This is a genomic window from Luteimonas fraxinea, assembly GCF_021233355.1.
GTDB classification, from domain to species: Bacteria; Pseudomonadota; Gammaproteobacteria; order Xanthomonadales; family Xanthomonadaceae; genus Luteimonas; species Luteimonas fraxinea.
Genome location: NZ_CP089507.1, coordinates 2,179,956 through 2,201,167, shown reverse-complemented (window position 1 = coordinate 2,201,167; position 21,212 = coordinate 2,179,956). Strand labels below are relative to the sequence as shown.

The window sequence follows — 21,212 nt, the reverse complement described above, 5'->3', positions numbered from 1 at the left end:
TCCGCGGCGCGCGTTGCGTGCCCGTCGTCGATTCCGAATGGGCGCAATGCACGGTGCGCTCACGACGGCGCGCCCACGCTCGCCCTTCATCCCCCGGAGCCCACCTCATGGCCAGCAAGACGCCAGCCCCCACCTCGTCCCGCAATCCGCCCGCCAGCGGCAAAGTGCCTGCGCGCGAGGCCACCGATTTGCGCGGCGAAGGCGACGAACTGCAGCAGCAGGCCGGCGGCACGCATCCGCAACTGACGACGAACCAGGGCATCCCGGTCGCCGACAACCAGAATTCGCTCAAGTCGGGCGGCCCGCGTGGCCCGACGCTGCTGGAGGATTTCATCCTCCGCGAGAAGATCACCCACTTCGATCACGAGCGCATTCCCGAGCGCATCGTGCACGCCCGCGGCACCGCGGCGCACGGCACGTTCGAGCTCACGAAGTCGCTGTCGCAGTACACCACCGCGCAGATCCTCACCGAGGTCGGCACGAAGACGCCGGTGTTCACGCGCTTCTCCACCGTCGCCGGCGGCGCCGGCTCGGTCGATACGCCGCGCGACGTGCGCGGCTTCTCGGTGAAGTTCTATACCCAGGAAGGCAACTGGGATCTGGTCGGCAACAACATACCGGTGTTCTTCATCCAGGATGCGATGAAGTTTCCGGACGTGGTGCACTCGGTGAAGATGGAACCCGACCGCGGTTTCCCGCAGGCGGCCAGCGCGCACGACACCTTCTGGGATTTCATCTCGCTCACCCCGGAATCGATGCACATGATCATGTGGGCGATGAGCGACCGCACGATTCCGCGTTCGTTGCGCACGATCGAGGGCTTCGGTGTGCATTCCTTCCGTCTGCTCGACGCGGACGGCAACAGCACCTTCGTGAAGTTCCACTGGCGCCCGACGCTCGGCATCCAGTCGACGGTGTGGGACGAGGCGCTCAAACTGCAGGCAGCCGACAACGATTTCCACCGCCGCGATCTGTTCGAGGCGATCCAGGCCGGTGATTTCCCCGCCTGGGATCTCGCGGTACAGCTGTTTACCGAGGAAGAGGCCGACGCCTTCCCGTTCGACCACCTCGACGCAACCAAGCTGATTCCCGAGGAACTGGTGCCGCTGCAGGTCATCGGCCGCATGACGCTAGACCGCTGGCCGGACAACTTCTTCGCCGAGACCGAACAGGTGGCGTACTGCCCGGCGAACATCGTGCCCGGCATCGACTTCAGCAACGATCCGCTGCTGCAGGGCCGGCTGTTCTCGTATCTCGACACGCAACTCTCGCGTCTGGGCGGACCGAATTTCCACCAGATTCCGGTCAACGCGCCGAAGTGTCCGTTCGCCAACAACCAGCGCGACGGCCATATGCAGATGCAGGTGCCCAAGGGCCGGGTGAACTACGAGCCCAGCTCGCTGCAGCCCGACAGCCCGCGCGCGTCGCGCGAGGCCGGCTACCGCCATCACGCTACCGTCGACGACGGCGTCAAGGGCCGCGTGCGGCCGGACAGCTTCGCCGACCACTACAGCCAGGCGCGTCTGTTCTTCCGCAGCCAGAGCGCGATCGAGCAGGCGCACATGGCGAGCGCGCTGGTGTTCGAACTGTCGAAGGTCGAGACCGCGCACGTGCGCGAGGCCATCGTCGGCCATCTGCAGCATGTCGATCCGACGCTGGCCCAGCGCGTGGCCGACGGTCTCGGCATGGATGCGCTGCCGCCGGCACCCGAGGCGCGGGTGCAGCCGCAGGACATGGCCGTCTCTCCCGCGCTGCGGATCATTGATCGCATGCGCGACACGCTGCAGGGCCGCTGCGTCGGCATCCTGGTCCATGACGGCTCAGATGCCGCCACGGTCAAGGCGCTTCGCAAGGCCGCGGAAGGTGCAGGCGCGATGGTCAAGATCGTCGCGCCCAAGCTGGGCGGCGCCAAGCTCTCCGACGGCAAGCGTATGCCGGCCGATGGTCAGCTCGCCGGCACGCCGTCGACGGTGTTCGACGCCATCGCCATCGTGCTGTCGGCCGAAGCCGGCAAGCTGCTGTCGCGCGAAGCGGCCGCGGTCGACTGGGCACGCGATGCGTTCGGACATCTGAAGGCGATCGCCGCCGATGCCGGTGCGCAGGCCGTGCTCAAGGCCGGTGGTATCGCCAAGGACGCGGGCGTGCTCGACGCGGCGGACACCAAGGGATTCATCACCCAAGCGAAGACGCGTCAGTGGGATCGCGAGAAGAAGGTGCGCATGCTGGCCTGAGCCGGCGTGTCGGGCGGGGCGTCGCCGAGCGGCGCGCCCCGGCCTCTGGAAATGTGAGACAGGAAAAAAGGGTGCCTCGCGGCACCCTTATTCTTTTGCGTCCTGTGTATGCGCGATCAGGCCGCAGCAGCGCCTGTCGACAGTGCAGGCACGTTCGCCGCAGCGACCGCCTCGGGCGCCGGTGCTACCGGCGGATCGACAGGCTCGTAACTGCCATCCGCATTGCGCACCCGCAGGATGCAGCCGCGTTCGATCACACCCCGCACCACCTCGTCGCGCAGCGCGGTCGTCCGGCTCAGATACGTCGCCAGCGTCTGGCCCTGCGTGTCGGTGAGCACCCAGAAGCGCAGACCCATGTCGTATTGCAGCGTGTAGGTACTCATCCCTGTCTCCTCGGTCATCAGCGTCGATCTTCGGATGCGCAGGATCGATCACGCGTGAATCCGACGGGGTCATCTGCGATCGAATACGCATGCAGCGCCCGATCACGCAGCTCGTTCATCGAAAGTCCGGTCGCCGCGCGATGCGCCTGATGCGTCAGTGTTCGGGCGCAGCGCGCCTGCGCCGGGATGTCAGGACCTGGCCGACGATCGCGGTCACCAGAATGCAGGCATTGGTGACGATGAAGACCCAGTCGCCGACCAGTGCGCTGTAGGTCACGAAGCCCACGGATGCGGTGATCTGGCCGACGAACAGCCAATGCGATACACCCTGCGCGCTGCCGTCGCGGACCTGCGTCGCGATCTGCCGGACCAGCGTCGCCAGCAGCACGGCGGAGGCGGCCCAGCCGATGATTTCAGGCGGCATGGGCGTCGGAACCTGGACCGAAATCGGACACTGTGGTTTCGAGCAACGGCGCCGCGAGCAGGCGCGTGCGCGCCTCCAGTGCGAGCAGGTAATCGGCGAACCCGCCCTGCGCACGCGCGACACGCCGCGCGCTGGTGATCACGACGGGTGTCGCGCGTCGTGCGATGTGCGCGCCGGCGCGATGCAGCGCATCGACCATCGCCACATCCTCGTGCGCGGACAGCGGCGGAAATCCGCCGCAGCGGAGATACATCGCCGCGCTGAAGCCCATGTTCGCGCCGTGCACGTGCGGATGGCCGTCGCGCTGTTCTTCGGCAGTGCCGAAATGCATGCGCACGGTGTCGTCGTAGTCGAGCCAGTCGTCGACGGTGACGATGCCGCAGAACGCATCGGCGGCGCAGGCGAGCTGGCAGGCCAGCCAGTCGCGCGGCACGCGAGAATCGGCATCGGTACACGCCACCCAGCGCGCGCCCAGCCCGATCACGAACGCCGCGCCGGCCGCGCGGGCGAGGCCGACATTGCCGTCGTGCACGATGACACTGCGCACGCCGCACGCGGCGACGATCGCGGCAGTGCCGTCGCTGCAGCGGTCCAACGCGACGACGATGACCACCTCTTCGCCGCCGAGCGCGTCGCTGTGCGCTGCGATCTGCACCGACGCCAGGCACGCGGCGATGCAGGCTTCCTCGTTGTGCGCCGGAATGACGACGCCGATCATCGCAGGCCTGCCCGTTGTGCGACCGAGGCGGCGTTCAACGCCCAGCCGTCGAGTCGCACATCGGCGTCGCCATAGCCGAACACGCGTTGCATGCCGAGTTCGCGACGCAGCAGGCGATGTACGTCGCGGCCCGACTGCGGCGCCTGCGCGAATGGCGCCAGCCAGTGGCAGGCGACCAGCACGCCATCGCCGCGCAGGCTGGACTTCAGCCGATGCGCCATGCGCGTCAGCGTGTCGGCATCGAGGTAGTAGCCCACCTCGCTGAAGACGATCAGATCGAACAGGCCATCGGGCCAGGTGTCAGGATGCCGCGCCTGGCGCACGTCGACGTGGGCGTGCGCCTGCGTGCGTTCGGTCGCCAGCGCGACGGCGCGTGCGCTGAGGTCGGTGGCGATCAGGCTGTCGCAGCGCGTTGCGAGGTCGGCCGTCAGTTCGCCGTTCGAGCAGCCGATTTCCCAGACGCGACCGAAGCTCTGCGCCGGCAGACTCGCGAGCAGCAGCGCGCGCTTGCGCGCCTCGTACCAGCGCTCGCGATAACCGAAGGGATCGTCCTGCGCGTAGATCGCATCGAAGTATTCGCTGGGCGTCGCGGCGCTCATGGCAACACGACTTCGAAATCACGATCGAACCGTTCGAGCACATGTGGCGGCAGGATCGGCGCCGGCATGCCGGGCGCGTCGTCCTGCAGTTGCGACGCGAAACACGCGAGCGCGGACGCTTTGGCACGGCACGCTGCCTGCGTCAGCACGAGGCGCTGCGCACCCGGCAGCGGCGATGCCGGCGCATCCGGCGACAGCCAGTGCCAGGCCCAGACCGGAAACTGCGCGACCTGCGCACCGCATTGCGCGGCAGCACGTTCGACCGCGCGCGCTGTCGCCTCGTGATCGGGATGCGCGTCGCCGCGCCAGGTCGTCAGCACGCGGTCGCCTGTCTGCAGCAGCGGCGCGAGCGCAGCGACGAGCGCGTCTTCGCGCTCGGCCACGCGTCCGTCGCCGATGTCGAGCGTGTCGATCGCGTCGGCGTCGACGCCGAGAAACGCCAGGGCGCGTTCGAGTTCCTGCCGACGCACCGCACGCAGATGCGCCGGCGGCCACGCGGGTGCGTCGGGATAGCAGGCTTCGCCATCGGTGACCGACACCACGCGCACCGGCAAACCGATCGCGCGCGCGGTGGCGATCAATCCGCCGCAGCCAAGCGCCTCATCATCGGGATGCGGCGACACGACGACCAGTCGTGCGATGCCGTCGAGCCAGTCCTGCGCGGGGATGGACGGCAATGCCGCCAACCAGCGCGAGCGCCGCCATGCGGATTCCGGGATGCCCTCGCCCGAGATCCGCGGCCTGTCCTGCACCGCGTCCATGCTCACAGCTGCCATGTGATGTCCCGCGCCTGCGCAGCGGCGCCGAGTTCCGCCCAGTCGCGCTCGGCATGACTCTGGCGCAGGAAGGTCGTCAGATCGGCACACCGCAGCGCATGCGCGCCGTCTTCGCACAGCGGACCGGGGCCAAGCGCGCGCCCGACACGATCGATGACTTCGGTGGCGGCCCGTTCCACCACGCTGCGCACGCGGGTGATCGCGGTCGCGTGGGGCGCATCGGGATCGTGATCGATCGCGGCTGCGGTCTCGCGCAGCAGACTCGCGGCCGCGGACAGCGCCATGTCGATCGCGCCGAGGTGGGCCATCGCGTGCGGATTGTGCGCGGCACGCGGATGGCGACGCAGGGTCTCGGCGATCGCAGTCGCTGCGCCGAACCAGCACGCGGCGATGCCGCCACCGCCATGCCAGAAACCGGGTCGCGCGAGATAGTCGCCGGCCGCGCCGACCTGCACCGCGGCGACATCACGGAACTGCAGGCGTCCGCTTTCGACACGCGACATGCCGACCGCCTGCCAGTGACCCGAAAGCACTTCGATTCCCGGCGCGGCGCGCATCACCTGCACCAGCACGCGCGACTCGCCGATGTGCGCGGTGACCAGCGCCGCATCGACGAGATCCGCGCCCGAACACCAGGCCTTGATGCCGTTCAAGCTGCCGATCCCGTCCAAGCCCGGCGTAAATTCCAGACGCGCATACGGCGGCTCGGCAGCCCAGACCGCATGCAGCAGCGCGCCATCGAGCGCGCGTTCCGGCGCGCCGAGTTCGCTCAAGATCGCCAGCGCGTCGTAATGCGCTTCCAGCACCTTGATGCCGCAAACGTCTTCGGCGGCGATGTCCGACAGCTGGCGCCAGCGCGTCAGTGTGTCGCCGTGGCCGGGCAGCGGCAGCGAGGCGTGGCGCGACATCGCGTCGCGGACGAAGGCGGGCAGCGCAGGCGCGCACGCGATTGACGCCGCGGTCGGCGGCGTTGAAGGGAGAGGGGGCACGGAAGATCCAGAAGAGGTCTTGCGGCCACGATGCGCCTGCGGAAGTGACAGGCGCGCGAGTCGGGCGCGTTCATGGCGTCAGCACGACGCCATGAACGTCCAATTCCCAGGCAATGCGCACTCTATGTGCGCTGGCGAACACACCGGGGCGATGCGCGGCGCCCGCACGCGCAGCGCCGCCGCAGATCGTCCGTCAGCGCACCACGCGCACGCCGCGCAATGTCGGCGCGCCGTCGACGACATCAGTCCAGACGACATAGACGTGTCCAGCGACCGCCTGCAGCTGCGGGAACCCGGTGCCGCGGCCGCGGCCCTGCGGACGCGCGACTTCGATGCGTTCGTACTCGGTCGCCAGATCCGGGCTGCGGCGCGACAGCCACAACGACTGCGCGCCGGCGGCGTCTTCGCGCAGCCACAGCGCCCACGCCTGCTGACCATCGAGTGCGACGGCGACGCGGCCCTGCACGGCCGCATCGCTGTCGAGCACGACCGGCGCCGCGAACGTCGTGCCCGCATCGTCGCTGCGTGCGATCTGCACCTGCGGCGTGCCGGTCTGCGCGCTGTACCACGCCACGACCACGCCGCTGTCCACGGCCGCCACATCGGGACCGTTGACCGGACAGGCCGGCATCACCCAGTTGTCGGCGTGCACGGCCGTCGGCGTCGTCCAGGTATCGCCTTCGCGGCGCGTGACCATGATGTCGCGCACTTCGCCGTCGCTACGTCCGCGATAGACGAGGACAGGCCCCTGCGCGGTGACCGCGGCGGCGGTCTGGCAGCAGTCGCAGACGCTGGCGTCGATTTCCACCTCGCCGGTCTTGCGCAGCGTCGCGTCGAAGTTCGCGGCGCGCAGCGTCATCGGCCGACCCTCTCCGGGCGACGCATGCCCTTCCGGCGAATCGTGGCCTTCGTGGCTCGCGCCGACGGTGTTGCGACCATCGAGCCAGGCGATGCCGATGCCGTCGCCCTGCGGCCACATCGACACGAAGCCGTGTTCGGTCTGCGTGCCGTCGTCATGCGGCACGGTGTAGGCGCCCCAGTCCGCGCCGCCGTCGCGCGAACGCACCAGCGCGACGTCGTAGGCATACGGCGCCTCGCCGTTCTTCTGCAGCCAGTGCGCCCACAGCGCGCCGTCGGCGGTCGCCTGCACGTGCGGCGTGTCGGCCCAGTTGACGAACATGCGGTTGCCGATCGCGATCGTCGTTGGCGCATTGCGCCAGCGTTGCTGCGCGGGATCGAAGCGCGAGAACTGGAACACGTGGCGACGGCCTTCGCGCGAGTTCACCCAGCTCAGCATCAGCACGCCGTCGGGTCCGGCGACGAGATCGGGCGACGCCGAACCGGCGCCGGACTCCGGCAATGCCCAGTCGATGACTTCGCTGGGCGCTGTCACGTCGGTGGTCGCAGCGCGCGTGGCCGTCTGCTCGGGCGCATCGCTGCCGCAGGCCGCGAGCAGCAGTGCAGCGGTCGACACCGCGAGGACGTTGCGCAGGCGCGAGAGGCGTGCGGGACGATCGAAAGCAGACATGCGCCAGGCTCCACGTGAGCGTCGGATTCAGTGCGCAAGGTTACCCTCCCACGCATGTACGCGCGTCCACACAGCCGCCCATGAGCGTCATCGTCGCCCGCTACGCGGACCCGATCGAAGCGCAGATCGCCTGCGGCCTGCTGCAGGCCGAGGGCATCGACGTGCATCTTGGCGACGCCAACATGGCGCTGGCGAACTGGGAGTGGCGGCTGGCGATCGGCGGCGTGAAGCTGCACGTGCGCGATGACCAGGTCGAACAGGCGCAGGACCTCATCCGGCGCCTCGATGCCGGCGAATTCCAGCTCGGCGCCGAAGACGATCCCGACGCGGACGCGCCGCTGCCGGACACGCGCGAAAGCGGCTCCAGTCGCCTGGCGTGGATCGCGCTGATGCTGTTCCAGATTCCGCTGCCGTGGCGCCGGCGCCGCGACTGAGTCGCACGCTGACTGGACCCGCTTGTCAACGGGTACCGCCGACAGGACCGGGTTGCCACAATCGCCGCGCGGCGCTGCTGCCGCGACCCGATGTGGAACCGATGTCCAAGCCTGATGCCGCCCTCGCCCGTCGAATCGCCGACACCATCGCCGCCGAGATCGGCGCCCAGCCCGCGCAGGCGATCGCCGCGATCGCGCTGCTCGACGAAGGCGCGACCGTGCCGTTCATCGCGCGCTACCGCAAGGAAGTCACGGGCGGACTGGACGACACCCAGCTGCGCGATCTCGAAGTGCGCCTGTCCTACTTGCGTGAACTCGAGGACCGCCGCGCGGCGATCCTCTCCAGCATCGACGAACAGGGAAAATTGACGCCGGAACTGCGCGCCGACATCGAAGCCGCCGACAGCAAGGCGCGCCTCGAAGATCTGTATCTCCCCTACAAGCAGAAGCGCCGCACGCGCGCACAGATCGCCCGCGAGGCCGGACTGGAACCGCTGGCCGACGGCCTGCTGGCCGATCCCACATTGGTGCCCGAAACTTTCGCTGCCGGGTTCGTCGATGCCGACAAGGGTGTCGCCGATGCCAAGGCCGCGCTGGAAGGCGCACGCGCGATCCTGATGGAACGCTGGGGCGAGGACGCGACGCTGCTCGGCGAACTGCGCAACTGGCTCGAAGCCAACGGCGTGATCCGCGCCAAGGTCAGCCCCGGCAAAGAAACCGCGGGCGAGAAATTCCGCGACTACTTCGACCACGCCGAACCGCTGGCTAAAATTCCCTCGCACCGCCTGCTCGCGCTGTTCCGCGGCCGGCGCGAAGAGTTCCTCACCCTCGAACTCGAACCAGGCAACGATCCCGAGCAGGGCAACGCCTACGCCGAAGGCCGCATTGCGCTGCACGCCGGCATCGCCGCGCAGTCGCGCGCCGCCGATACCTGGCTGCTCAACGCCTGCCGCCTGGCGTGGCGCGCGAAGATCCATCTGCATCTGATGATCGATCTGTTCGGCAAGGCGCGCGAGAAGGCCGAAGCCGAAGCGATCAACGTCTTCGGCGACAACCTGAAAGATCTGCTGCTTGCGGCGCCTGCGGGCCCGAAGACCGTGCTCGGTCTCGATCCGGGCATCCGCACCGGCTGCAAGATCGCGGTGGTCGATGCGACCGGCAAGCTGGTTGCGACCGACACGATCTATCCGCACGAACCGCGCAAGCAGTGGGACCAGTCAGTGCACACACTGCGCAAGCTGTGCGCCGAACACGGCGTGCAGCTGATCGCGATCGGCAACGGCACGGCCTCGCGCGAGACCGACCGCCTCGCCGCCGATGTCATCAAGCTCGCCCCGGAGCTCAAGCTTCAGAAGATCGTGGTCAGCGAAGCGGGCGCGTCGGTGTATTCGGCATCGGAAACCGCGGCGAAGGAATTCCCGAACCTCGACGTGTCGATCCGCGGCGCGGTGTCGATCGCGCGGCGCCTGCAGGATCCGCTGGCGGAACTGGTCAAGATCGAACCGAAAGCGATCGGCGTCGGCCAGTACCAGCACGATGTGGACCAGTACCGTCTCGCGCGGGCGCTGGATGCGCGGGTCGAGGACTGCGTCAACGCGGTCGGCGTGCACGTCAATACCGCGTCCGGCGCCCTGCTCGCGCGCGTCGCCGGCCTGTCGAGCGGCGTCGCCGAGAACATCGTCCTGCATCGCGATGCGAATGGACCGTTCAAGCGCCGCAAGGATCTGTTGAAGGTGCCGCGCCTGGGCGAGAAGACCTTCGAGCAGTGCGCGGGCTTCCTGCGCATCGCCGACGGCGACGAACCGCTGGATGCGTCGTCCGTGCATCCGGAAGCCTATCCGGTGGTCGAGCGCATTGCCGGCAGCAGCGGCCGCGACGTGAAGCAGATCATCGGTGATGGCGTATTCGTGCGCGGGCTCAAGGCGGAACAGTTCACCGACGAGAAGTTCGGCGTGCCGACGGTGCGCGACATCCTCAAAGAACTCGAGAAGCCGGGCCGCGATCCGCGCCCGGAGTTCAAGGCCGCGGTCTTCGCCGACGGTGTCGAAGACATCAAGGACCTGCAGGTCGGCATGATTCTCGAAGGCGTGGTCAGCAACGTGGCGGCATTCGGTGCGTTCGTCGACATCGGCGTGCACCAGGACGGCCTCGTGCACATCTCGGCGCTGTCGGATACCTACGTCAAGGATCCACGCGACGTGGTCAAGGCCGGCGACATCGTCAAGGTGAAGGTGCTGGAGGTCGATGTGCTGCGCAAGCGCATCGCGCTGACGCGCCGTCTCGATGATGTGCCGGGCGAGAAGCCGGCCCGTGAGTCGCGCGAAGATCGCACTGCATCGCGTGGTTCCGGCGGTCCGCGTGGCGGACGTCCTGCCGGCAAGCCGCAGACCGCGGCCGCGCCGAGCAACAACGCACTGGCCGACGCGTTCGCCCGCGCACGCGGGCGCTGATCGAACACGCGGCGTCCGGGCATGTGACACGCCCGGACGCTGCGATCAGGTCATTCGACGTTCCGATCCGTGCAGACGTCTGCGCCGCAGACACCCCGCAGCGCAACGCGGTGGGTCATCCGGCTTCGGCGGCCATCTGGTTGCCGCCCGCTTCCGCGAGCAGGGTCAGCTTCTCGTCGGTCGCCTTCTCTTCATCGAGCGTGGCCTTGAGCAACTTGACCGCATCCGTGTGGCCGAGCTGCTTCGCCAGTGCGCACAGCGTGCCGTAGGACGCGATCTCGTAATGCTCGACCTTCTGCGCGCCGCCGATCAATGCGGCATCGCGCAGCGGCCCCTTGTCCATCGATTCGATGACGTCCTTGCTCTCTTCGACGAGGCCCTCCATCGCCGCGCATTTGATGCGCTTCAGGCGTGCGCCCAGCAGTTCGACCACCTGGTCGAGCCGTTCGATCTGGACGTTGGTCTGCTCGAGATGCAGCTCGAACGCAGCCGCGAGATCAGGGTTGTGCGTCGCGCGTGCGAGCTTCGGCAGCGCCTTGGCCATCTGCCGTTCCGCGGAATGCGTGTCCGACAGTTCGTGGATGAAAAGATCTTCGAGCGTTTTGATCGCCATGAGGAGTGTTCCAGTGTGGAGGGATACGATTGGACGCCGCGCGTGGCATTCCACGTGCGGCCCGGGTGTGCGCGATAAGGGAGTTGCGCGGCGCCGCGATGTCAGCGCGACAGCGGCTCGTTGGGTCGTGGCGCGCGGAACCGGAATCCGGTGCCGGGCATCGTCACGATCAGGTGCTCGTCGAAGCCATCATTGAGCGTGCGGCGCAGCTGGTACATGTGGCTGCGGAGCGAGTCGGAGCGCGGCAGTCGCGAGCCCCAGATCGCGGACTGCAGTTCCGCGCGCGTCACCACCCGCGGGTGATGCCGCATCAGGGTCGCGAGAATCTTCAGGCCGACCGGCAGCACCGGCAGTTCACGGCCTGCACGGGTCACGCGCCCGGTGCCGGGATCGACCCGCAGGTCGTCGAGCGCAATGATTTCCTTCGCGACTTCGGCACGGCTGCGACGCAGCAACGCATCGATGCGTGCACCGAGTTCGGCGGGAGCGAACGGTTTGATGAGGTAGTCGTCTGCGCCTGCACCGAGACCCGCCAGCTTGGCGTCCAATGTGTTCAACGCCGACAGCATCAGGATCGGTGCAACCGGATGCGCCGCCGCGCGCAATTGCCTGCATACCTCGACACCGTTCATCCGCGGCAGCGTGACGTCCAGCAGGATCGCGTCGTAGCGTTGTGCGCCGACGAGATTGAGCGCTTCGATGCCGTCGCGGGCGTAGTCGACGGCGAAGCCGCGACGGACCAGCCACTCGCCGGTCAACGAGGCGAGGTTGGCGTCATCCTCGACGATGAGGATGACGCCGTTGTCGTTCCTGGACGTGTGCATGTTCCCTGAGACTCTGGATGTGCCGGAGATGGCGACATTCCAGTGATACGCGCCGCCGCCCGCTGGGCCGTGACGCGTGCGCATACACGAAGCACGCCGTTCATCGGAATCACGTCCGCCTCACTGGCGCGCGCCGTCCGTGCGGCGTCGTGCGCGATGCGCGAGCGCGGCGGCAGGGATCAGACGCGCAGTTCGACCCATGTCGGCGCGTGGTCACTGGCGCGTGGTTCCAGTCGCACCCAGCGGTCCACACCCACCGATTCCAGACGTCCGGCCAGCAACGGATTGAGCAGCAGGTGGTCGATGCGCAGGCCGCGGTCGCGTTCTGCGTGCTGACGGAAGTGGTCCCAGAAGGTGAAGACCTGTTCGTCGCCGAAGACCTCCGCCAGCGCGTCGGTCCATCCCTGCTTCAACAGATCGAAGTACGCCGCGCGGACCTCGGGCTGGATCAAGGCATCCTTCTTCCAGGCCTTCGCGTCGTAGACGTCGTTGTCGGTCGGAATGACATTGAAGTCGCCGACCAGAGCAGCCGGATGTGCCAGATCGACCAGCGACTTCGCGTGCCTGTGCAGGCGCTGCATCCACGCGAGCTTGTAGTCGAACTTCGGCCCCGGCTGCGGATTGCCGTTGGGCAGGTACAGCGCGCCGACGATGATGCCGTGCACCGCGGCCTCGATGTAGCGACTTTGCGCGTCGTCCGGATCGCCCGGCAGGCCGCGCCGGCTTTCCACCGGTTCCACGCCGCGCCCGAGCAGCGCGACGCCGTTCCAGGCGCGCTGGCCGTGCCAGATCGCGCCGTAGCCGGCGGCTTCGAGTTCGGCGGCCGGAAAGGCCTCGTCGGTCGCCTTGAGTTCCTGCAGCGCGACGATGTCGGGCGTCTCGTGCGCCAGCCAGGCGAGCAGGTTCGGCAGGCGCGTGCCGATGCCGTTGACGTTGAACGTCGCCAGCTTGAGGGTCTTCTTCCTGGCCATGCGGGGATCCGGTCGACAGCGTTGCTGCCGTTCTACCGCGTGCCAGGTGACGGGTGCTGCTACCGGGACGATGCCGACCTGCACCACAATTGCCGCATGCCACCCCGTCACCCCTGCACATCGTCGCGCCACATCGCCCTGCCCGGGCCGGGCCGCGCGCCCTGATGGTGACGACGCGTTCCCTGTGGCGCCGGGCCCTGCGCGTGCTGCTGTGCATCGCCACCGTTGTGTGCGTGCTGTGGGGCATCGGCGCGCTGTGGTACCAGGCGCCGCAGCGCTGGCTGTGGCTGGTGCCGTGGAGCGCGCTCGGTGTCGCGACGCTGCTGGCAATGGCAGGCCGCATGACGCGCTTGCGACGCCGTCGCGTGCTCGGCGCCGGACTGGTCGCCGCGCTGGCGCTGCTGGGCTGGTGGCAGACCGTGCTGCCGATGCACGACCGCGACTGGGCCGACGACGTCGCGCGCCTGCTCCATGCCGACGTCGACGGCAGCCGCGTGACCCTGCACAACGTCCGCAACTTCGACTGGACCCGCGACGGCGATCCGGCGCCGCGCTGGGAGACGCGCACCTACGATCTCGACGGACTGGCCTCCGCCGATCTGGTGATGTCGTACTGGATGGGCCCGGCGATTGCGCACACGCTGGTGTCGTTCGGCTTCGACGACGGCAGCCGTGTGGTGTTCTCGCTGGAGATCCGCAAGGAACGCCACGAGTCGTTCTCCGCGATCGGCGGCTTCTTCAAGCAGTTCGAGGCGGTGCTGATCGCGGCCGACGAGCGCGATATCGTGCGGGTGCGCAGCAATGTGCGCGACGAGGACGTCTATCTGTACCGGCTGGCGATTCCGCGCGAACAGTTGCGCACGCTGTTCCTCGCCTACGTCGACGAGGCCGGCACGCTGCAGCAGGCGCCGCGCTTCTACAACACGGTGACCAGCAACTGCACGACGATCGTCTTCGATGTCGCCCGCCACATCGCGCCGGGCCTGCCGCTCGACATCCGCCTGCTGCTGTCGGGTTACTTCGGGCAGTACGCGCATGCGCACGGCGGACTCGCCGGCCAGGGCTCGTTCGACCAGCTGGAAGCGGCGGGACGCATCACCGACCGGGCGCGCGCCGCGGATCGCGACCCCGACTTCTCCCGCGCGATCCGGCGCGGCGTGCCCGGCATTCCGGAGGCCGAGACCCGATGACTTCGCACCAAGCACCGCGATGGATCCGCAGCGCGATGAGCCTGCTGCTCGTGCTGTCGCTGGCCGGGTGCTCGCTTGCGATGGTCGACGTGAAGTCGATCCCGCCGGGCGAGTACATCGCGATCAAGCGCGGCGACATTCTGACCACCGGCGAGCTCAGTGCCGCGACGCGCGAGATGCTGCGCGTGGCCGGCCTCGACGATCGCGCCTGCGCGCGACCGCAACACGATTGCCTGCAGGCGCTGACCGACGTGCACGACGTCAACGACGAGCGGCGCATGGCCGCGCTGACCGAGCTGTGGATGCAGCGGGCACTGTCACTCGCGCCCAAGGGGGACGCAGCGCCGTCGGATGCGCAACTCGATGCGTGGTTCGAAGTCGCGCGCCACGCCTACGCCTATCTGTTCTTCAGCGCGCGCACGCCCGGCGAGCGCGCCTTCGAAGACCGGCAGACGCAGGTGCGCGACTACTACAACCTCGCCACGCAGGAAGCGGCGACCGCGCTGTTCGCACGTTACGCCGGCGCACCCGGCGCCGAGGGCGAAGCGCTGCAGCAGGCCGGCTGGACGATCCGCACCACGCTCGAGGGCGTGCGCCTGCCCGATGGTGTGGACCTGCCGGAAGAACTCATTCCGGCCTCGTCGCTGCAGTTCGCCGGCTTGCGCAGCGTGTACCGGCGCGACGGGTTCGGCGCCGAACTCGTCGCGGTGATGCAGCCCGATCCGGTGACGACGATCGTCGTGCCCGATGCGGAAGACGCCACGGACACGCCGCACCGTCGCCAGCGCCCGCAGCGTCGCGACTACAGCGAGATGCCCTCACCTGCGCTGACCGTGCTGTTGCGCTTTCCCGCGGACGATCTCGCGCAGCTGATGGCCACGCGCGAGGTCGCGTTGAGCGTGCACGATCCCTACGTCGACAGCGTCGCGCAGATGCATGGTCAGCAGGTGCCGCTGGCGGCGAACTTCACCGCCGGCTACGGCCTGTGGCTCGCGCGTTCCGGCTTCGCCACGCAGTCGCTGCGCACGCTGTTCGGCCGCGACCACGGCATCGACCGGCCGCATCTGTACATGATGCAGCCCTACGATCCAGACCGCCGGATCCTGCTGATGCTGCACGGGCTGGCGAGCAGCCCCGAAGCCTGGGTCAATGTCGCCAACGAGGTGCTGGGCGACGAGACGCTGCGGCAGAACTTCCAGATCTGGCAGATCTACTACCCGACCAACATGCCGATCGCGCTCAATCATGCGCAGATCCGCCGCACGGTCGACGACGCGCTCACGCACTTCGATCCCGACCGCCGCGCACGCGCTTCGCAGAACATGGTCGTCGTCGGCCACAGCATGGGCGGGGTGATCGCACGGCTGATGGTGTCGTCGTCGGGCGATGCGCTGTGGGACGCGGTGACGGCGAATCGCGAGATCGCGCCCGGCGATCTGCGCCGCGTGCAACGGCGGCTGTCACCGTTCCTGCGCTTCGAGCCGATGCCGCAGATCGAGCGCGCGGTCTTCATCGCCGCCCCGCATCGCGGCACCGACATCGCCGGCACGCGCGCCGGTCGCTGGATCTCACGCCTCGTGCGCCTGCCCCTGACGTTCCTGGAGAACTTCGACGACGTGCTGCAGACCCTTGGCGGCAGCGCGCAGACACCCGACGGCAGCACCGGCCGCATTCCCAACAGCATCGACAACCTCAGCGCCAGCGATCCCTTCGTGCGCGCCGCCGCCGATCTGCCGCGCGCGCCGGGCGTGACGCTGCACACGATCATCGCCCAGCGCGATCCCGCGGTACCGCTGGCGCAGTCCAATGACGGCCTCGTGCCCTACGCCAGCGCGCACCTCGACGACGCGGTGTCGGAGAAGGTCATCGTCTCCGGCCACAGCGTGCAGGAGACCGCGCCTGCGATCCTCGAACTGCGCCGCATCCTGCATGAGGACGTCGCAGCGCATCCGCTGGACTGACCGTCTCTAGCGCGCCATCGCCAGACGCAGCGGTTCGCGATGGCGTCGGCTGCAGGGCACGACGGTGCCGTCATGCAGGTGGATGCGCGCATCGCCGCTGTCGAGCGGTTCGATCGAGGCGATCCGGTCGACGTTGACCAGATGGCTGCGGTGCACACGCAGGAACCGCGCGGCATCGAGGCGCGATTCGAGTTCGGCCAGCGTGCTGCGCAGCGGATAGACCTTGCCGCGCACGTGCAGGTTGGCGTAGTTGCCCGCGGCCTGCACCCACTCGATGTCGTCGGCGGCCACCAGGAATTCGCGGCCGAGCTTGCGGACCAGGAATCGCGAGGGGCGCTCGACCGGCTCCACCGGCGCGCTGTCGTCGTCCGGCGCGGCCAGCAGCGAGGCCTCGCCCTGCAGGCGACGCACCAGCAGACGATAGCCATGCAGCACCACGACGATGCCGAGAAAGGTGCGCGCATCCTTCAGGTATTCGTAGACGAAGGCATCGCCGAAGACATAGCTGCCGCCGTGCCATGCGTAGATCAGCTTGCGGATGGCCACCATCAGTCCGACGTGCAGCGCCGACCAGACCAAGCTCGCCACCGCGTACAGCGGCAGGCGCCGGCGCCAGTTGTCCAGATGCACCGGCCAGCGCGCGGTGAACCACACCATCGCCGGCACCAGCATCAGCAGCGCGACGGCGCTGCTGCCTTCCCAGCTCGCCACTTCCCAAGCGGCGTAGCCCAGCCCGAGGCGCTCGACGTCCATCCAGGTGGTCACGCTGTTGCCCAGCCCGGACAGCAGATAGGTGATGAGCCAGTAGCCGACCTCGACCGGTCGACGGATGGCGAGATAGCGCTCGGCGCCGGTGGGCGGCGCGGGGGAACGTGCGGACATGCCCGCATTCTAGGCAGCCGCCGCGCGTCGGCCCGTCCCATTCGTCCCTGCCGGCCCACGGTTCGTCCCTGGAGACGCGCCCTGAAGCCCTCGGCGGGACCGCGCGTCACTGCGACCCGGCACCGTGGCGGCCCCTTCCGTATCGCAGACCGCCATGGACCGACGCCACGACATCGACGCGCTGCGCGTGATCGCCTTCGCCCTGCTGATCCTCTATCACCTGGGCATGGTCTACGTGGTCGACTGGGGCTTCCACATCAAGAGCCCGACGCTGCTCGGCTGGGTCGAATGGCCGATGGTGCTGATCAACCGCTGGCGGATGTCACTGCTGTTCCTGCTGTCGGGTATCGCGCTGGGTCTGGTGCTGGCGCGGAAATCACCGGGCCGCCTGATCGGCAATCGCAGCTGGCGCCTGCTGTTGCCGCTGGCGTTCGGCATCCTCGCCGTCGTGCCGGTGCAGGCTTGGTGCGAGGCGCGGATGCTCGGGACCTACGACGCCGGCTTCGGCACCTTCCTGTTGCGTTACCTGCAACTGCAGCCGTGGCCGGCCGGCACATTCACCGGCGCCGAGTACGGCTTCACCTGGAATCATCTCTGGTATCTGCCGTACCTGTGGGTCTACACGATGCTCGCGTTGATCGCCTTGCCGGTGCTGCGCGCGATCGGTGGTACACGCATCGCCGGATGGCTGACCACGCGGGGTCGCTGGCTGCTGTGGACGGTGCCGCCGCTGTGGTACCTGTTCGCGCTGATCGTGCTGGCGCCGCGGTTTCCGACGACCCATGCCTTGGCCGGCGACTGGTTCAGCCATGCCAAGTACGTTCCGGTCTTCGCGTTCGGCGTCCTGATCGCATCGCGCGCATCGATGTGGGCCGCACTCGACGCGCGCCGCTGGGTGCTGACGGCGTGCGCGCTGACCGGCGCGTGCGTCTACATGGCATTGCGCGTGATCGGACGCCTGCTCGACAGCGGCGTCCTGTCGCCCGACAGCTTCGACGCCCTGATGCCGCTGTCGGCATGGAAGCTTGTATCGGTCTGCGCACACGCGCTGTATGCGTGGACGGCGCTGCTCGCACTGCTGGCCTGGGGCGCCCGTCTGTTGAACCGGCCGTGGCCGGGTCTGCGCTACGCCAGCGAAGCGGTGTATCCCTGGTACATCCTGCACCAGAGCCTGATCGTGCTCGCCGCGTACTGGCTGATTCCGCTGCGCCTCGGTGCGTTGTGGGAACCGCTGCTCGTGCTGGCTATCACCGTGGCCGGCTGCCTGCTGATCCACGAACTGCTGATCCGGCGCATCCGCTGGCTGCGCCCGCTGTTCGGACTGCCGATGCGCACGCGCGTAATGCCAGCACCACGCACGGAAGGCGTCAGATCGCCAGCGTTGCGTGGCGCCTGAGCATCGGTTGCGTGGCGCCTGAGCATCGGCAGCAGAGGCGCGCGTTGTCTCAGTGAGGCGCCACGCCACGCATGCGGCGCCGGATCCATCCGGCGACACCCGAGATCACTGCAGCCGGAATCGACAGCACCGCCGCATAGAGCACGCCTGCGAGCAGCAACGGCCCAGCGCCTGCCACGGCGATCACGACCGGCACCTGGGCGAAAACCACGATCGGACCCCAGAGCCAGGCGCGTACCGGCATCGCGAATCCGAGGATGGCAGACAGCAGCAGCGCGCCCGGATAGACCAGCGTCCAGTACGCGGCGGCGTCCCAGGGCTCGCCACCGCCCGTCATCCCGGACACGACCGCCCAGTACGCGATGCCAGTGATGGCGGCAATGCACGCGCCGACGAGTACGGGTCTCTTCGTCATTCCTGTCGCCCTTCCTGATCGAAGTCCGTACCAGACCACAGGTGCGCGGAACGTCGGATGATCGACAGACGCAAACGCGGCGTACGCCGCGCACGCGTCGGTGTCGAGACGCACGCGTTGCGGTGCAACGACACGCTGTGGTGCCGCGACGTTTGCTCAGGCCGCGTGCGTGCGCCGTGCACGTTCCAGATGCACCAGCAGCAGCGAAATCGCAGCCGGTGTCATGCCAGGAATGCGCTGCGCCTGACCGACGGTCAGCGGTCGCACCTGCACGAGCTTCTGCGCGAGTTCGGCCGACAGGCCACGCACCTGCGCGTAGTCGAAACTCTCGGCGATCGCCGTGGTCTCCTGGCGCTGCTGGCGTTCGATCTCGACGCGCTGTCGATCGAGGTAACCCGAGTACTTGGCTTCGATCTCGACCTGCTCGGCGACATCAGCTGCCTCGACACCCGGACCGATCGCGGGCACGCGCATCAGATCGGCGTAGCCGAGTTCGGGGCGACGCAGCAGGTCGATGCCGTTGCTCTCGCGGCGCAGTTCGATGCCCAGCGTCGCGAGGACATCGTGGCCGATCGTGTTCCGCGGCGACGCCCACAGGCCGCGCAGACGTGCGGTCTCGCGTTCGACAGATTCACGTCTGGCGTCGAAACGGGCCCAGCGCGCGTCGTCGACGAGACCGAGACTGCGACCGGCTTCGGTCAGGCGCAGATCCGCATTGTCCTCGCGCAACTGCAGCCGGTATTCGGCGCGGCTGGTGAACATGCGGTACGGCTCCTTGGTGCCGTGCGTGATCAGATCGTCGACCAGCACACCGATGTAGGCCTGATCGCGGCGCGGACTCCAGGCATCGAGACCACGCACCTGGCGCGCGGCGTTGACGCCGGCGAGCAGGCCCTGCGCCGCAGCTTCCTCATAGCCGGTGGTGCCGTTGATCTGGCCGGCGAAATACAGACCGGCGACGGCGCGCGTCTCCAGCGTGTTCTTGAGTCCACGCGGATCGAAGAAGTCGTATTCGATCGCGTAGCCGGCGCGGGTGATGTGTGCGTTTTCGAAGCCGGTGATGCTGCGCACGAGCTCCAGCTGCACGTCGAACGGCAGCGAAGTCGAGATGCCGTTGGGATAGATCTCGGCGACATCGAGCCCTTCGGGCTCGACGAAGATCTGGTGGCTGGCCTTGTCGGCGAAGCGCACGACCTTGTCTTCGATCGACGGGCAGTAACGCGGACCGATACCTTCGATCTGGCCCGAGTACATCGGCGAGCGGTGCAGCGCACCGCGGATGATCTCGTGCGTGCGTGCAGTGGTATGCGTGATCCAGCACGGCACCTGGCGAGGATGATCGTCGCGCGTGCCCATGAAGGAGAACACCGGACGCGGATCGTCGCCCGGCTGGATGGTCATCGCGTCGTAGTCGAGCGTGCGACCGTGGATACGCGGCGGCGTGCCGGTCTTCAGACGGTCGACGACGAACGGACGCTCGCGCAGGCGCGCGGCAAGTGTGGCCGCAGGCGGATCGCCCGCGCGGCCGCCGGCCGACTGCGTTTCGCCGATATGGATGCGCCCGGCGAGAAACGTGCCCGCGGTCAGCACCACCGCCGGCGCGTCGAAGCGCAGGCCGGTCTGGGTGATCGCGCCGCGCACGGCGTCGCCTTCGATGACGAGATCATCGACCGCCGACTGGAAGATCGTCAGGCTGGGCTGCGCTTCGACGGCGCGACGCACGAACGCACGGTAGAGGTTGCGGTCGGCCTGGCAGCGCGTCGCGCGTACCGCCGGGCCTTTCGATGCATTGAGCCGACGCCACTGGATGCCTGCCGCGTCCGCCGCGCGCGCCATCACACCGCCGAGCGCGTCGATCTCGCGCACCAGATGGCCCTTGCCGATGCCGCCGATCGCCGGGTTGCAGCTCATCACGCCGATGGTTTCGACGTTGTGGGTGAGCAGCAGCGTGCGGGCGCCGGCGCGCGCGGACGCGAGCGCGGCTTCGGTGCCGGCATGGCCGCCGCCGACGACGATGACGTCGTAGCTGTGGAAGTCGTTGGACATGGAGCGATTATCCGCGAGTTCGGCGGCGCACGTCAGACACCGCGCCACAGTTGGCACAGTTTCTGCGTGGTTGTCGGGGCACCCGCAGCGGCAAGCGTCTGAAAGGGGGGCGCGGCCGGAATTGGAACAGGGCTGGCCAAGTACGCTGCGGGGAAGCACGGGGCCGGATGTCGGGGGACATCCGGCCCCATCTTTTTGTGGCTCGTGAGCGGCGCATCGGGGGAGATGCGCGGATCAAGAGCCGACACCCGGCGGAGGCGGAACAGGGGGGATCCGGTATTCCCCCGCCGGGAGTCGACAGCTGGTGTGACCATTTCGTCGGAAACCGACGCAGCCGGTCACTCGGGGAGTGAGCTTCCTCCGCCACTCCAGCCAGCGCAAG

General features: G+C 68.4%; 19 protein-coding genes. 6 read left to right on the top strand and 13 right to left on the bottom strand.

The genetic code is table 11. The annotated features are described in order from the left end of the window. Positions 1 to 107 precede the first annotated feature (107 nt). Positions 108 to 2,231: a catalase gene (locus LU699_RS09810; protein WP_232136820.1), complete on the top strand. Its 2,124-nt coding sequence runs from the start codon at positions 108 to 110 to the stop codon at positions 2,229 to 2,231. 116 nt (positions 2,232 to 2,347) lie between these two features. On the opposite strand, the gene LU699_RS09805 is transcribed toward LU699_RS09810, so the two are convergent. From LU699_RS09805 to LU699_RS09775, 7 genes are all read right to left on the bottom strand, one after another. Further along, entirely contained in the window at positions 2,348 to 2,614 is a 267-nt protein-coding gene (locus LU699_RS09805; protein ID WP_232136818.1) for a hypothetical protein, read from the bottom strand. A gap of 154 nt (positions 2,615 to 2,768) precedes the next feature. After that, the gene (locus tag LU699_RS09800; protein ID WP_232136816.1) at positions 2,769 to 3,038 is read right to left on the bottom strand and encodes a hypothetical protein; all 270 of its coding nucleotides are present in this window, start codon (positions 3,036 to 3,038) and stop codon (positions 2,769 to 2,771) included. Continuing rightward, positions 3,028 to 3,756 (bottom strand): glycosyltransferase family 2 protein, encoded by a 729-nt coding sequence (locus tag LU699_RS09795; protein WP_232136814.1) that lies wholly within the window; start codon positions 3,754 to 3,756, stop codon positions 3,028 to 3,030. The genes LU699_RS09800 and LU699_RS09795 overlap by 11 nt, the downstream gene beginning before the upstream one ends. After that, positions 3,753 to 4,355, bottom strand: a complete 603-nt coding sequence (locus LU699_RS09790; protein ID WP_232136813.1) for a class I SAM-dependent DNA methyltransferase — start codon at positions 4,353 to 4,355, stop codon at positions 3,753 to 3,755. The genes LU699_RS09795 and LU699_RS09790 overlap by 4 nt, the downstream gene beginning before the upstream one ends. After that, positions 4,352 to 5,131, bottom strand: a complete 780-nt coding sequence (locus LU699_RS09785; RefSeq protein ID WP_425491158.1) for a PIG-L deacetylase family protein — start codon at positions 5,129 to 5,131, stop codon at positions 4,352 to 4,354. Before LU699_RS09785 ends, LU699_RS09790 begins: the two co-directional genes overlap by 4 nt. Then, the gene (locus LU699_RS09780) at positions 5,119 to 6,039 is read right to left on the bottom strand and encodes an acyl-CoA dehydrogenase family protein (protein ID WP_232136812.1); all 921 of its coding nucleotides are present in this window, start codon (positions 6,037 to 6,039) and stop codon (positions 5,119 to 5,121) included. Before LU699_RS09780 ends, LU699_RS09785 begins: the two co-directional genes overlap by 13 nt. A 274-nt stretch (positions 6,040 to 6,313) precedes the next feature. Beyond that, positions 6,314 to 7,648 carry an exo-alpha-sialidase gene (locus LU699_RS09775; protein WP_232136811.1) on the bottom strand — a complete coding sequence of 445 codons (1,335 nt, stop codon included), beginning with the start codon at positions 7,646 to 7,648 and terminating at the stop codon, positions 6,314 to 6,316. An 80-nt stretch (positions 7,649 to 7,728) separates the two neighbouring features. Between LU699_RS09775 and LU699_RS09770 the strand changes: the two genes are divergently transcribed. Further along, entirely contained in the window at positions 7,729 to 8,082 is a 354-nt protein-coding gene (locus LU699_RS09770; protein ID WP_232136810.1) for a putative signal transducing protein, read from the top strand. 101 nt (positions 8,083 to 8,183) lie between these two features. Continuing rightward, positions 8,184 to 10,532, top strand: a complete 2,349-nt coding sequence (locus LU699_RS09765; protein WP_232136809.1) for a Tex family protein — start codon at positions 8,184 to 8,186, stop codon at positions 10,530 to 10,532. A 115-nt stretch (positions 10,533 to 10,647) separates the two neighbouring features. Here LU699_RS09765 and LU699_RS09760 read toward each other — a convergent pair whose 3' ends face one another. The 3 genes from LU699_RS09760 to xth all read right to left on the bottom strand — a co-directional run bounded on the left by LU699_RS09760 (position 10,648) and on the right by xth (position 12,940). After that, positions 10,648 to 11,145, bottom strand: a complete 498-nt coding sequence (locus LU699_RS09760; RefSeq protein ID WP_232136808.1) for a YciE/YciF ferroxidase family protein — start codon at positions 11,143 to 11,145, stop codon at positions 10,648 to 10,650. 101 nt (positions 11,146 to 11,246) lie between these two features. Further along, positions 11,247 to 11,969, bottom strand: a complete 723-nt coding sequence (locus tag LU699_RS09755) for a response regulator transcription factor (protein WP_232136807.1) — start codon at positions 11,967 to 11,969, stop codon at positions 11,247 to 11,249. A 179-nt stretch (positions 11,970 to 12,148) separates the two neighbouring features. Beyond that, positions 12,149 to 12,940: an exodeoxyribonuclease III gene (gene xth, locus LU699_RS09750; RefSeq protein ID WP_232136806.1), complete on the bottom strand. Its 792-nt coding sequence runs from the start codon at positions 12,938 to 12,940 to the stop codon at positions 12,149 to 12,151. 164 nt (positions 12,941 to 13,104) lie between these two features. On the opposite strand from xth, the gene LU699_RS09745 reads away from it, so the two are divergent. Together LU699_RS09745 and LU699_RS09740 are read left to right on the top strand one after the other, a co-directional pair. After that, entirely contained in the window at positions 13,105 to 14,130 is a 1,026-nt protein-coding gene (locus tag LU699_RS09745) for an Lnb N-terminal periplasmic domain-containing protein (RefSeq protein WP_232136805.1), read from the top strand. Further along, complete coding sequence (locus LU699_RS09740) at positions 14,127 to 16,091, top strand: esterase/lipase family protein (RefSeq protein WP_232136804.1); 1,965 nt, start codon at positions 14,127 to 14,129, stop codon at positions 16,089 to 16,091. The genes LU699_RS09745 and LU699_RS09740 overlap by 4 nt, the downstream gene beginning before the upstream one ends. 6 nt (positions 16,092 to 16,097) lie before the next feature. On the opposite strand, the gene LU699_RS09735 is transcribed toward LU699_RS09740, so the two are convergent. Next, the gene (locus tag LU699_RS09735) at positions 16,098 to 16,973 is read right to left on the bottom strand and encodes a LytTR family DNA-binding domain-containing protein (protein WP_232136803.1); all 876 of its coding nucleotides are present in this window, start codon (positions 16,971 to 16,973) and stop codon (positions 16,098 to 16,100) included. Between the two features lie 154 nt (positions 16,974 to 17,127). On the opposite strand from LU699_RS09735, the gene LU699_RS09730 reads away from it, so the two are divergent. After that, positions 17,128 to 18,369 (top strand): acyltransferase family protein, encoded by a 1,242-nt coding sequence (locus LU699_RS09730; protein ID WP_232136802.1) that lies wholly within the window; start codon positions 17,128 to 17,130, stop codon positions 18,367 to 18,369. 49 nt (positions 18,370 to 18,418) lie between these two features. On the opposite strand, the gene LU699_RS09725 is transcribed toward LU699_RS09730, so the two are convergent. Both LU699_RS09725 and mnmG read right to left on the bottom strand, forming a co-directional pair. Beyond that, on the bottom strand, positions 18,419 to 18,784 hold the full coding sequence (locus LU699_RS09725; protein WP_232136801.1) for a hypothetical protein: 366 nt from the start codon (positions 18,782 to 18,784) through the stop codon (positions 18,419 to 18,421). Between the two features lie 156 nt (positions 18,785 to 18,940). Continuing rightward, positions 18,941 to 20,830, bottom strand: coding sequence for a tRNA uridine-5-carboxymethylaminomethyl(34) synthesis enzyme MnmG (gene mnmG / locus LU699_RS09720; RefSeq protein ID WP_232136800.1), 1,890 nt, complete (start codon positions 20,828 to 20,830; stop codon positions 18,941 to 18,943). Positions 20,831 to 21,212 lie beyond the last annotated feature (382 nt).